This is a genomic window from Stenotrophomonas sp. YJH_SMC_25, assembly GCF_059369595.1.
Map to the genome: position 1 here is coordinate 12092 of NZ_JCAFSV010000012.1, position 13613 is coordinate 25704.

Sequence of the window (13613 nt, forward strand, 5' to 3'; positions counted from 1 at the left end):
AGGATCGAACCGATGAGCCAACTGTCCCCCCTGCTGATCGAACTGGGCACCGAGGAACTGCCGGTCAAGGCGCTGCCGGGCCTGGCCCAGGCGTTCTTCGACGGTGTCGTCGAAGGCCTGCGCAAGCGCGGCGTCGCGCTGGAACTGGGCGATGCGCGCCCGCTGTCGACCCCGCGCCGACTGGCCGTGCTGCTGCCGGGCGTCGGCCTGGAACAGCCGGAGCAGCACAGCGAAGTGCTGGGCCCGTACCTGAACATCGCGCTGGACGCCGAAGGCCAGCCGACCAAGGCGTTGCAGGGCTTCGCCGCCAAGGCCGGGATCGACTGGACCGCGCTGGAGAAGACCACCGACAACAAGGGCGAGCGCTTCGTGCACCGCGCGGTGACCCCGGGCGCGAGCACCGCCAGCCTGCTGCCGGAGATCCTGCGCGAGGCGATCGCGGCGATGCCGATTCCCAAGCCGATGCGCTGGGGCGACCACGCCTGGGGCTTCGCGCGCCCGGCGCACTGGCTGGTGCTGCTGCACGGCGCCAACGTGGTCGAGGCCGAACTGTTCGGTCTGCAGGCCGGCCGCGTCAGCCGTGGCCATCGCTTCCACCATGACCAGGCGGTGTCGCTGGCGCAGCCGCAGGACTACGTTGAAGCGCTGCGCGCCGCGTTCGTGCTGGTCGACCCGAGCGAGCGCCGCGCGCGCATCGTCGCCGAGGTCGAGGCCGCTGCGGCCAAGGCCGGTGGCAGCGCCCGCATCACCGACGACAACCTGGAGCAGGTGGTGAACCTGGTCGAATGGCCGTCGGCGGTGCTGTGCAGCTTCGAGCCCGCGTTCCTGGCGGTGCCGCAGGAAGCGCTGATCGAGACGATGGAGATCAACCAGAAGTTCTTCCCGGTGCTGGATGCCGCAGGCACGCTGACCGAGAAGTTCATCGGCATCGCCAACATCGAATCGAAGAACGTGGCCGAAGTGGCCAAGGGCTACGAGCGGGTGATCCGTCCGCGTTTCGCCGATGCCAAGTTCTTCTTCGACGAGGACCTGAAGCAGGGCCTGGTGTCGATGGGTGAGGGGCTGAAGACGGTGACCTACCAGGCCAAGCTGGGCAGCGTGGCCGACAAGGTGGCGCGCGTGGCTGCATTGGCCGAAGTGATCGCACCCCAGGTTGGCGCCGATGCCGCGCAGGCCAGGCGGGCTGCCGAACTGGCCAAGAACGACCTGCAGTCGCGCATGGTCAACGAGTTCCCGGAGCTGCAGGGCATCGCCGGCCGCCACTACGCCGTGGCCGGTGGCGAATCGGCCGAGGTGGCGCTGGCCATCGACGAGGCCTACCAGCCGCGCTTCGGCGGTGATGACATCGCGCTGTCGCCGCTGGGCAAGGTACTGGCCATTGCCGAACGCGTGGACACCCTGGCCGGCGGCTTCGCCGCAGGCCTGAAGCCGACCGGCAACAAGGACCCGTTCGCGCTGCGCCGCAATGCGCTGGGCCTGGCGCGCACGATCATCGAAAGCGGCTTCGAGCTGGACCTGCGCGCACTGCTGGCCAGCGCCAACGCCGGCCTGGCCGCACGCAACGTGCAGGCCGACGTCGGCGAGCTGTACGACTTCATCCTCGACCGCCTGAAGGGTTACTACGGCGACAAGAACGTGCCAGCCACGCACTTCAATGCGGTGGCCGAACTGAAGCCTGTCTCGCTGTATGACTTCGACCGCCGCCTGGACGCGATCGGCACCTTCGCCGCGCTGCCGGAAGCCGAGGCGCTGGCTGCGGCCAACAAGCGCATCCGCAATATCCTCCGCAAGGCTGAAGGCGACATTCCGGCCCAGATCGACCCGGCGCTGCTGCAGGAAGACGCTGAGCGCGCGCTGGCTGAAGCGGTCACCGCGGCCATCGATGACACCGGCGCCAGCCTGCATCAGAAGGATTACGTGGCGGTGCTGGCGCGCCTGGCCCGCCTGCGCCCGCAGGTCGACGCGTTCTTCGATGGCGTGATGGTCAATGCGGAAGATCCGGCGCTGCGTGGCAACCGCCTGGCGCTGCTGACGATGCTGGGCGAGCGCTTGGGCAAGGTGGCAGCGATCGAGCATCTGTCGAGCTGATGCCCGTATCGGTAGTGCCGGCTGCTGGCCGGCATTGCCACCGCGCATCGCATCGACCTGTGGATTGCCGGCCAGCGGCCGGCACTACCGGATCGCCGTCGGTGGATGTCCATCGGGATCATTGCCGGCATCGCGCAGGATGCCGGCATCCTCGCCTGCGATCACGAGGATCGCCACAAAGGCGCGTATTTTGACCGCCACTTAACAACCGATCCCGAATGACGTGATGCATTTCGCATCGTCACCTTCGGTCGGTATGCTGTGCCGCATGCAGCCAAAGAAATACGCCCTGCCGCTGATGGTCCTGTCGCTGGCCGCCACCTCCGTGGCCCACGCGCGCGGCACCATCGACAAGGTGGACATCAAGGGATTGGACAAGGGCGACGACGCCGCGATCATCGAGAACATCCAGGAATCGCTGTCGCTGTACGACACGATCGGCAAGGAACAGGGCGAATCGCGCCTGGAGTACCTGCTGTCACAGGCCGAGCGGCAGACCCGCCAGGCACTGGAACCCTTCGGGTACTACAACCCGGTGATCAAGGTCGAGGCGCCGCGCGAGGACGAGCATGTGCGGGTGCTGATCCATGTCGACAAGGGCACCCCGGTGACCGTGCGCCGTGAGCACATCGACATCACCGGGCCGGCGATGTATGACCAGTACCTGCAGGACGACCTGGCCGCATTCAAGCCCCGCAAGGGCCAGCGCTTCGAGCACACGCAGTACGAAGCCAGCAAGATCACCATCACCCGTCGCCTGGCCGAGCGTGGCTACTTCGATGCCGACTACACCCAGCGCCAGGTGCAGATCACCCGCGCCGACAACGCAGCCGACATCGACCTGACCTGGGACAGCGGCCGCCGCTACAACATGGGGCCGGTGCGTTTCGAGCAGGATTACTTCGTCGACAAGCTGTTCGACCCGCTGGTGTACTGGGAGCAGGGCAGTTACTTCCACGAGGGCAAGCTGGACCGGCTGCGCGAGTCGCTGACCAAGCTGGACTACTTCAGCGTGATCGACATCCAGCCACGGCCCGACCAGGCCGATGCCAACGGCGAAGTGCCGGTGGATGTGAAGCTGACCCGCGCCAAGCGCACCATCTATACCGCGGGTCTGAGCTACGGCAGCGAGAGTGGCCCGGGTGTGCGCGGCGGCATCGAGCGGCGGTTCCTGAACAACCGCGGCCACAAGATGAACACGCAGCTGGACTATGCGCAGAAGCGCAAGAGCCTGGTGACCAGCTACCGCATCCCCGCCTTCAACTGGCTTGACGGCTGGTACACCTTCGCCGCCAGTGCGTATGACGAGCAGACCGATTACATCGACCTGCGCAACTTCAAGCTGATCGCCAGCCGCAGCGGCGAGATCAACGAGCACTGGACCGCGATCGCCTCGATCAACGCACTGCGCGAGCGTTGGCGCTATGCCTCCGGCACTGAATTCACCGATGCCGTCTACAACACCTCGACGCTGGTGTACCCGCAGATGGTTGCCGACTACGTCAACGTCGACGACGAGATGTTCCCGCGCAAGGGCATCAGCGGTACTGCGACGATGCGTGCCGGCGTTGAAGGTGCCGGCTCGGACACCAGCTTCGTGCAGGCCAACGCCGTGCTGCGCTGGTACATCCCGGTGGGTGAAAGCAACCGCCTGATCCTGCGCGGCGAGGGGGGTACCACCTGGACCAGCGATCTGGTGGCGATGCCGCCGAGCCTGCGCTACTTCGCGGGCGGTGACCGCAGCATCCGCGGTTACGCCTACCGCGAAGTCGGCCCGCGCACACCCAAACCCGACAAATACGCGCTGGGCGCCAAGAACCTGGTGATCGGCTCGGCCGAGTACGAGCACTACTTCAATGGCGGCCCGTGGGGCGCGGCGGTGTTCGTCGATACCGGCAGCGCATTCGACAACACCATTGATCTGCACACCGGCGTCGGCTTCGGCGTGCGCTGGAAATCGCCGGTGGGCCCGGTGCGCGTGGATATCGCGCATGGCCTGAACAATCCGGATTCGCAGTTCCAGCTTTACCTCAACATCGGAGCGGACCTGTGAGCACGCCCGCACCCACCCCGAACACGCCGCCGCCGCGCGTGCGTTTCTACCGCCGCCGCCGCTTCTGGGCGTGGTCCGGCGTGGGCGTGATCGGCCTGGTGCTGCTGGCGTTGCTGGCGGTGTACTGGCTGCTGCAGACCGTGGCCGGCCGCGATGTGCTGTTGGCACAGGTGGTGGCGCGGCTGCCGGTGGGCGCCAGCTTCACCTGGGACAAGGTGGACGGTCCGGTGGCCGGTCCGCTGACCCTGTACAACGTCGACTTCCGCTACGACGACATCCATTTCCACGCCGAGCGCGCGCACCTGGAGCCGGACCTGCGTCCGCTGCTGGGCCGCAAGCTGCTGCTGGACAAGCTGGAGCTGACCAACGCCACGCTGAACCTGGCCAAGAGTGACGAGCCGTTCAAGCTGCCGTCGTGGCCCGATTCGCTGCCGCAGATCGAAATGCCGCTGGCGATCCAGGCCGATGCCATTGCCATCGACGGCTTCCGCATCAGCCAGGCCAACGAGCCGGTGATCGACATCAGCCGTGTGCGGGGTGGCATCGAGATCGCCAACGGCGAGTTCCAGGCGCACAAACTGGTCGTGGACAGCGACATGGGCAATTTCACCGCCCAGGGCCGCTACATCCCGGCCAAGGACTACGACACCGACGTGACCGTCACCGCAGTGTTGCCGGCCCCGCGTGGCCGTACCGCAGCGACGGTGGGGCTGGTGGCACGCGGTGACCTGGCGCACATGGAAGTGGCCGTAGCCGGGCGCGCGCCGAAGCCGCTGCGCGCGATGCTGGTGTTCGATGGCCGCACCGATCCGAGCTGGAGCGCCAGCATCCGCAGCGACGAACTGGATCTGGCGCTGCTGTCGCCGGCACTGGCCAGCTCGGCGATCGCACCACTCGCACTGGACTTCACCGCGGCTGGCAAGGGCGGCAACGCCAACCTGCGTGGCAAGGTGAAGCAGGGTGATCAGGAGCTGGAGCTGGCACCGTCGGTGGTGTCGCTGCAGGACCAGGTGCTGAAGGTGTCGCCCCTGCTGGTGAAAGGGCTTGGCGGTGAGGCACGGCTGGAAGGCACCGCCGACTTCAGCCAGGAAGACCAGCAGAAACTCAATTTCTCGGTGGTCGCCCATGACCTGACCTACGTGCCGGCGCCCGATCCGAACACGGCCGGCAGCGCACCGGTGCCGGTCACCCTGAAGGAAGCGCGCTTCGGCCTGGCCGGTACCTTGAAGGCGTGGGCCGCGATCGGCCGTGCCGATGTCGAACGCGAAAAGCAGAAGGCACAGCTGCAGTTCGACGTACGCGGCAATGACCAGGCCGCGTCGATCCACCAGCTGCAGGCGCAGACGCCGGGTGGGCAGCTGCAGGTGGAAGGCCAGGCGGCGTGGGCACCGCAGCTGGACTGGGATGCCAAGGCCACGCTGAAGGACTTCGACCCCGGCTATTTCGTGCCGGGCTGGAACGGCCGCCTGTCCGGCAACCTGGCCTCCAAGGGCCGCCAGCTGCCGCCGCCGGCAAACGCGCCGCCGGGCACGGCCGGCACGCTGGAAGCCACCGTCGACCTGCCGTCGCTGAAGGGCATACTGCGCCAGCGCAATCTCGACGCACAGGGCAAGTTCGCGCTGCAGGGCGCGCAGGGCCAGGGCGATCTGAAGCTGTCGCTGGGCAGCAGCCGGGTGACCGCGTCGGGCAAGGTGGGTGATCGCCTCGACATCGACGCGCGTTTCGAACCGCTGCAGCTGAGCGATCTGCTGCCCGGCGCCGATGGCGGCCTGCGTGGACAGGTACAGGTGAAGGGCCCGCGCGATGCGCCGGACATCACCGCCGACCTGGTGGGCAACAACCTCAACTGGGACGGCTACGGCGCCGAGAGCGTGAGCATCAAGGGCCACCTGCCATGGCGCGGCGACAGCGGCACGCTGGCGGTGCAGGGCCAGCAGGTCAACGCCGGCATGCTGCTGGAACGCTTGAACGTGGATGCGCAGGGCAGTGTCTCCAACCTGCGTCTGGCCGCGCAGACCCGCAACGAGATGGGCGCGATCGAGCTGCAGGGCAGCGTCCGCCAGCAGGGCGCGCAGTGGCGCGGCGAACTGGCGTCGCTGCGCATCGCACCGGTGAAGGGCGATGCCTGGTCGTTGCGTGCACCGGCGGCGTTCGCGATCAACGGCAGCACCTACACCCTGTCCGAAGCCTGTCTGGCCGCGGCCAGCAGCGGCGCGCTGTGCGCACAGGCCAACTGGCCGCGTGAGGGCCTGGTGGTGCGCAGTGATGCGCTGCCGCTGGCGCTGGTGCAGCCGTGGCTGCCGCCGCAGTCCGGCCGCCGCATCTACCTGCGTGGCGATGTCAGCCTGGACGCGCAGATCCGCCCGCGCGGCAATGCCTGGGAAGGCCATGTAGAGGTGCGCTCGAAGGAAGGCGGCGTGCGCCTGGGCGAGAACCGCAACACCGTGGGGGATACCACCCGCGGCGAGCTGGTGCGTTATGACCAGTTCTCGCTCAAGCTCGACATGACCCCGGCCAGCATCAAGGGCTACCTGGGCATGGGCTTCCAGGGCAACGGCTTCGTCGATGCCAGGATGCAGACCGGCTGGGAGGCCAGTGCGCCGCTGAACGGCGAGCTCTACCTCAACATGTCGCGGCTGTACTGGCTGGAGCTGTTCTCGCCGGACATCGTGCGCCCGACCGGCCTGATCGAAGGCCACGTCAGCCTGCGCGGTACGCGCGGGCAGCCGTCGCTGGGCGGCGACGCGCAGCTGAGCAACTTCAAGGGCGAATTCCCCGCGCTGGGCCTGACCTTCGACCAGGGCAAGGGCAGCTTCGTGGCCCAGCCCGACGGTTCGGCAAAGATCACCGCGCAGGCCAACTCGGGCCAGGGCACGCTTTATGTCGATGGTGGCCTGTCGTGGTTTGGTGATGCACAGCCGCTGCAGCTGAAGATCCACGGCGAGAACGTGCTGCTGTCCAACACCAGCGAGCTGCGCATCGTCGCCAACCCCAACCTCGACTTCACCCTGGCCAAGGCGGCGATGGAGCTGCGCGGCACCGTGCACGTGCCCGAGGCCGACATCGATCTCGAACGCCTGGATCGTGGCACCTCGGTGTCCGAGGACGTGGTGGTGCTGGACCCGGCCGACCCGGAAGAGTCGCGCACCTCGCCGCTGGACATGGACCTGACCGTCAGCCTTGGCGACAAGGTCAAGATGACCGGCTTCGGCCTGAAGGGCGCGCTGACCGGCAAGATGCAGGTCTGGGCCAAGCCTGGCCGCGAAATGACCGCCAATGGTGGCCTGGAAGTGAGTGGTCGCTACAAGGCATACGGGCAGGACCTGACCATCACCCGTGGCAACCTCACCTGGAACTACAACGCGGTGTCCGACCCGCGCATCAACATCCGTGCCGAGCGCCGGATCGGTGATGTCACCGCCGGCATCGACGTGACCGGGCGTGCGCAGCAGCCGCGCGCGGACGTGTGGTCCGAGCCGGCGATGTCGCAGTCCGAGGCACTGGCCTACCTGGTGCTGGGCCGCAGCCTGACCGGTGCCAGCAGCGACCAGGCCCAGCAGGTCAACGCGGCCTCGGCGGCGCTCTCGGCTGGCAGCGGCCTGCTGGCGTCGCAGCTGGGCGCCAAGCTGGGCCTGGACGATGCCGGCGTGAGCCAGTCGCGCGCGCTGGGCGGCTCGGTGATCGGTGTTGGCAAGTACATCTCGCCCAAGCTGTACGTCGGCTACGGCGTGTCGCTGGTCGGTGCCGGTTCGGTGATCACGCTGAAGTACCTGCTGCGTCGCGGATTCGACGTGGAAGTGGAGTCGAGCACGGTGGAAAACCGGGGGTCGATCAACTGGCGGCGGGAGAAGTAACCCGCCGCACATGGATGCATCATTGCGGCGATCTGCGCCGCAGCACCTGGGTGCGGGCCCAATAGCCCAGCACGATCACCAGCCCCAACCAGGGAAAAATCAGGCCGGGAATCATGCTGACGCGGTCCAGGGCGCCATGGTCGGCCATACCGAGCCGCTGGCGCTGCGTGGTGGTACCGATGAATGCCACCAACCAGAGCGCGAACACCAGTCCACGAGCCAACAGGATCCCAGACATATCCGGGAACGACTCATGCTGGAACAGCAGCAGAAGGCCGGCACCGACAACGACAGTAACTGGAAGCGAGGCGACCTGCCGCCAGCTTCCAGCCGCAACCGGGTTCACCTGCCAGCTGATCAGCATCCGTAATCCGCAGATCAGGTACCAGCCGAATGGAATCAGCAGCGTGCCGATCGCGAGGCTGAGCGCGGCCTTCGCACCGCCGGTCATGCCGCCCTCGGTGGAGGCCAGTGGCCAGCTGTTGATCACGCCGACCAGGCAGATCGTGCCGCACAGCAGGCCGGCCAACCAGGCCCGAAGGGCGGCCACCTGCGAACGCAGAGGATCCTGACGGCTGCCGAAGCGACTCCAGAACGCCACCTGCGTGGCGGACAGGCCTGGCGGCAGCTCACGATCGGGCCAGTAACGCAGTGCCGCCAACGTCAGCACCGTGATGTCGGGCCGCGACCACGGCAGCGACTCCAGCAGGTTGCGCCAGCGGCTGCGCGGGCGGCGCAACCGGTCCAGTACCGGGCGCATATCCGGGCGCACGATGGAGGTGTCCAGCCGCGAAACATGCCACGCCAGGCGCTGCCGGCCCGCATCCGTGAGCATCCAGGCCTGATCGCAGCGACGCACGATCCGCTGCAGATCCTCGGCATCGAGTCCGTTGCCGATATCATCCCAGCCGAAGCTGCTGGCCACGTGCTCGACCACCTCCCGCGGCAGAGGCGGGGACGCCTCGCGCAGTTGCTCCAGCAGGGACGCCGCGATGAGCGGCTTGTCATGCAGGGACCATAGCTCGGGTTGAGCCTGCAGCCAGGTTTCCAGCGCGGGCACGGTCGTGTCATCGTCGCTGCCCCGGGCAGCTGCAGCCAGTCGGATCAGGATGGCCGCGACCATCTGATCCACTGAACGCAGTGGCGATCGCTCGCCGTCGCCAGCAGGGGCGAGCGTGGGCTGCGGTGCCAGGGCGTGCGCCGTTGGTAACGCGTCAGGCCCGTGCGGATCGCTCTGCGACGGCTCTACCACCTTGTCCAACCCGGTGTCGGCTGGCGGCATCGGTGTGGTCTGCACGATCCGGACAGGGTCATGGCCGTATGGCCCGCGTTCCTGCTCCAGCTGGTGATCCAGCGCGATCGCTGCGTGTATCGCATCGATATGTGCACGCGACGCCGGTTCCAGCGATGGATCCTGCATCGGCGGCAAGGCGTGCTTGTCCTGATCGATGTCGAGGGGCTGAGCGCGTTGTTTCGCCCATGACACCGCAGACTGGTAAGCCTCATGCAGGTGCTGGAACGCAACCGGATCATCGTCAGGCCGGGTTACCCGCAACAGCCTGGCGTAGGCTCGCTTGATCGCCCGCTCGTCAGCATCCTCGTCCAGTTCGAGGACGTCCAGCCCCCGCCTCATGCATCGATCTCCAGCGAATCCATGGCGTGGGTCAATTCCTCGCGGTGGCGTTCGATACGGGCCAGGTCCTGGCTCTCCAGCGCAGCATGGAACTGCGACAGCCATCTCTGCAGGGTATCGCGCTGGTCGAGGCACTCTTCGTAAAGCCGACCCAGTCGGGCCACTACGGCCAGGTTCGGTTGATCGTCGCGCGGATGCACTTTCAATGACTGCAGTGCCGCGAGCCGCTGCTGGATCTCGTCCGGTGACAGCAAGCCGGGGTTCTGTTCCAGAATCAGCTCATGCCGGGTCCCGCTGGCATGTTCGGTCACCTCCACCTGCAGCAATCCGTTGACGTCGTAGGTGAAGCGGGCAGTCACGCTTTTTGCCTGGGCCGGGCCCTTTCCCTTCAACGGAATGCGGATTTCACCCAGTTTGATGTTGCGGTCCACGGTGGGGCTTTCGCCCTGGTAGATGTCCAGTACCAGCTGTGTCTGTGCATCGTTGATTGGGCAGAAATCGTCCTCGCGGCTGACCGGCACCACGCTGTTGCGCTGGATGATCGGATGGAAGTAGCCGCCGCGCTCCTGGCCGGATGCATCGCGACGGCACACCTGTATGCCCAACGTATAGGGGCAGACATCGGTCAGCACGGTTTCGCGCAGTGACTGGTCGCGCGCTTTAAGGCCGGCCGCCACGGCCGCGCCCATGGCGATGGCCTGGTCCGGGTTGACATGCCGCAATGGCAGGCGACCGAACATGCGGGTCACCAGCCGGCTGATCATCGGCATGCGGACGGCACCGCCCACCAGCACGATGTCGTCCAGCGCCTCCGGCTTCAGGCGGGCATCACGGATGGCCCGTTCGATGGGCGCACGCATGCGCTGTAGCAGGGGGTCGCACAACTGCGCGTAGCGTGCCTCATCCAGCTGCCAGTCCAATTCGCGGCCTTCCAGGTTGAACTGCAGGTGGCCGCTGCCCTGTTGGCTCAGTTCGCGCTTGAACAGTTCCAGCCGGCGCAGCAGCTGTGCACGTTCGCCCGGGGCGATCATGGCCGCCCGCAGGCCCTGTTCGGCCAGCAACGCCTGCTCGAGCACCCGCAGGAAGTCTTCTCCGCCAAGGAAGTTGTCGCCGGCGCTGGCATGGACTTCCACCACACCTTCGAACAGCTCCAGGATGGAGACATCGAAGGTGCCACCGCCAAGGTCCAGTACCAGCACCCGAGCATCCTCCTCGCGCTGCTGCAGGCCATAGGACAGCGCGGCGGCGGTGGGTTCGTTGATCAGGCGCTCGACCCGGATGCCAGCCAGTTCGCCGGCGGCGCGGGTGGCCTTGCGCTGGGCGTCGGAAAAATACGCAGGCACGCTGATGACCGCTTCTTCCACTTTCTGCCCGAGCACGGCTTCCGCATCGGCCAGCAATGAACGCAGCACCAGCGCCGAAAGCTCCTCGGGACGGAATACGCGATCGCCCAGCCGGGTTTCACGGTTGCTGCCCATCCAGCGTTTGAAATGGGCCACGCTCTGATCAGGATGGCTGATCAGGCGATCGCGAGCGGGAGCACCCACCAGCACGATGTCGCCGTCGAGACTGACTACCGACGGGGTCAACAGCTCGCCATGGGCATTGGGGAACAGGCGCGGTCCATCCGACGAATGCACACCGATGAGCGAGTGCGTCGTGCCCAGGTCGATTCCAACAATCATCTGCTGACGTCCGTTGTGCAGGGAACCGCGATTGTAGGAGTGGCCCCGACCCCCTGACCATCGGGCGTTGCCCGACAGCGCCCCACGGGCTATGGTCCCGGGCTGTTCTGTCGTACCGGATTGCCTCATGTCATCACGCAAAGCCCTTCCCACCGCCCTGGCCCTGGGCCTGACCCTCGCCGCCGGTGCCCACGCCGATGAAGGCATGTGGATGCCGACGCAGCTGCCGGAACTGGCCAAGCCGCTGCAGGCCGCAGGTTTCAAGGGCAATCCGGCCGACCTGGCCAACGTCACTGCGCCGCCGCTGAGCGCCGTGGTGCGTGCCGGTGGCGGCACCGGTTCGTTCGTGTCCGCCGACGGCCTGCTGCTGACCAACCACCACGTGGCGATGGGCGTGATCCAGTACAACAGCTCGCCCGAGCACGACCTGATCACTGGTGGCTTCATCGCCAGGGACCGTGGCGACGAGCGCCCGGCCAACCCGGACTTCCGCGTGCTGGTCACCGTCGGCTTCGACAAGGTGACCGACCAGGTACTGGCGCAGGCGCGTGGCAAGACCGGCCGCGCCTACTTCGATGCCGTCGATGCGGCCAGCAAGCAGATCGTGGCCGAGTGCGAGAAGGACGGCAGCGTGCGCTGCTCGGTGGCCAACATGTACTACGGCACCGACTTCTACCGCATCGCCCAGCTGGAACTGAGCGACGTGCGCCTGGTGTACGCGCCGCCGCGTGCGATCGGCAACTACGGCGACGAGATCGACAACTTCATGTGGCCGCGCCACACCGGCGACTTCACCCTGCTGCGCGCCTACGTGGGCAAGGACGGCAAGCCGGCCGCCTACAGCAAGGACAACGTGCCCTACCAGGCCCCGGCACACCTGCAGATGTCGGTGGAAGGCCCGAAGGAAGGCGACTACGCGATGCTGGCCGGTTACCCGGGCATCACCTACCGCCATCGTACCGCGGCCGAATTCGCTGGCCAGATCGATACCGTGCTGCCGCGCCGCGTGTCGGTGTTCCAGCAGATGATCGACACCATCGAGGCGGCCAGCGCCAAGGATGCCCAGGCGCGCACCCGCTACGCCTCGCAGCTGCAGTCGCTGAAGAACAACCGCAAGCGCGCTGCCGGTGAGCTGGAAGGCCTGCTGCGCAGCGACGCGAAGGCCCAGCGTGCCGCCGACGAGACGGCGATGCTGGCGGCCACCGACCGCAGGTACCAGGGCGACATCAAGGCGCTGCTGGCCAACCTGTCGCAGGGCGCGGCGGTGGGCGAGCGTGACCTGCTGCTGGACCAGATGGCCGCGCAGAGCCAGCTGCTGCGTTCGGCGTTGCTGCTGGAGCGCCTGCGCATCGAATCGGCCAAGCCGGACGCGCAGCGCGAAAGCGGCTACCAGCAGCGCGACCAGGCGATGATCGAAGGCGTGCTCAAGCAGGTCCAGCGCCGTTACGCACCGGAGGTCGAGAAGGCGCTGCTGACCACCCTGCTGACCCGCTACCAGCAGCTGCCGGACGCGCAGCGCGTGGCCGAGTTCGACGCGGCCTTCGGCCGTACCCCGCAGCAGCTGGCCAAGGCGCTGGACACCCTGTATGCGGGCACCCAGCTGGGTGACGAGGCGCAGCGCCTGTCGCGCTTCGCCGCCGCACGTGAAGGCAAGGCGCTGGCCGCCGATCCGCTGATCGCCGTGGCCGGCCCGCTGGTGGCCGCGCAGCTGCGCATCGAGAACGAGAGCAAGACCCGCGAAGGCGAGCAGCTGCGCCTGCGCCCGGCCTACATGCAGGCGCTGTTCGCCTGGCGTGCCAAGCAGGGCCGCGCCGTGTACCCGGATGCCAACCGCACCCTGCGCATCAGCTACGGCAAGGTGGAGGCGCTGCACCCGCGCGATGGCGTGACCTACTCGCCGGTGACCACCGTGGCCGGCATCGTCGAGAAGAACACCAACGCCTATCCGTTCGATGCACCCAAGCCGCTGCTGGCGGCGATTGCCAAGGGTGACTTCGGCAGCACCGCCGACCCGGCGCTGAAGACCCAGACGGTCAACTTCCTGACCAACCTGGATACCACCGGCGGCAACTCCGGCTCGCCGGTGCTCAACGCCAAGGGTGAACTGATCGGCCTGAACTTCGACAGCAACTGGGAATCGGTCAGCGCCAGCTGGTGGTTCGACCCGCGCTACAAGCGCGCCGTGCACGTGGACATGCGCTACCTGCGCTGGCTGCTGGCCAAGGTCTACCCGGCGCCAGAGCTGCTGAAGGAAATGGGCGTGCCGGCCCAATAACGCCGGAACCTGGCAGGTGCCCACC

6 protein-coding genes are annotated in these 13613 nt (G+C 67.2%); 4 read left to right on the forward strand and 2 right to left on the reverse strand.

The window, feature by feature from the left end; translation table 11 throughout:
- The first annotated feature begins 12 nt into the window (after window positions 1-12).
- The 3 genes from glyS to AC5P7E_RS16045 all read left to right on the forward strand — a co-directional run bounded on the left by glyS (window position 13) and on the right by AC5P7E_RS16045 (window position 7995).
- Complete coding sequence (gene glyS, locus AC5P7E_RS16035; RefSeq protein ID WP_065183648.1) at window positions 13-2088, forward strand: glycine--tRNA ligase subunit beta; 2076 nt, start codon at window positions 13-15, stop codon at window positions 2086-2088.
- Between the two features lie 256 nt (window positions 2089-2344).
- Window positions 2345-4141 carry an autotransporter assembly complex protein TamA gene (locus AC5P7E_RS16040; protein WP_005414924.1) on the forward strand — a complete coding sequence of 599 codons (1797 nt, stop codon included), beginning with the start codon at window positions 2345-2347 and terminating at the stop codon, window positions 4139-4141.
- Window positions 4138-7995, forward strand: coding sequence for a translocation/assembly module TamB domain-containing protein (locus AC5P7E_RS16045; protein ID WP_111197075.1), 3858 nt, complete (start codon window positions 4138-4140; stop codon window positions 7993-7995). The genes AC5P7E_RS16040 and AC5P7E_RS16045 overlap by 4 nt, the downstream gene beginning before the upstream one ends.
- 19 nt (window positions 7996-8014) lie before the next feature.
- Here the strand turns inward: AC5P7E_RS16045 and AC5P7E_RS16050 are convergent, their stop codons facing one another.
- Both AC5P7E_RS16050 and AC5P7E_RS16055 read right to left on the reverse strand, forming a co-directional pair.
- The gene (locus AC5P7E_RS16050; RefSeq protein ID WP_099531407.1) at window positions 8015-9628 is read right to left on the reverse strand and encodes a J domain-containing protein; all 1614 of its coding nucleotides are present in this window, start codon (window positions 9626-9628) and stop codon (window positions 8015-8017) included.
- Window positions 9625-11313, reverse strand: a complete 1689-nt coding sequence (locus tag AC5P7E_RS16055) for a molecular chaperone HscC (RefSeq protein ID WP_005414921.1) — start codon at window positions 11311-11313, stop codon at window positions 9625-9627. Before AC5P7E_RS16055 ends, AC5P7E_RS16050 begins: the two co-directional genes overlap by 4 nt.
- 127 nt (window positions 11314-11440) lie before the next feature.
- On the opposite strand from AC5P7E_RS16055, the gene AC5P7E_RS16060 reads away from it, so the two are divergent.
- Window positions 11441-13588, forward strand: coding sequence for a S46 family peptidase (locus tag AC5P7E_RS16060; protein ID WP_099531406.1), 2148 nt, complete (start codon window positions 11441-11443; stop codon window positions 13586-13588).
- Window positions 13589-13613: the final 25 nt, after the last annotated feature.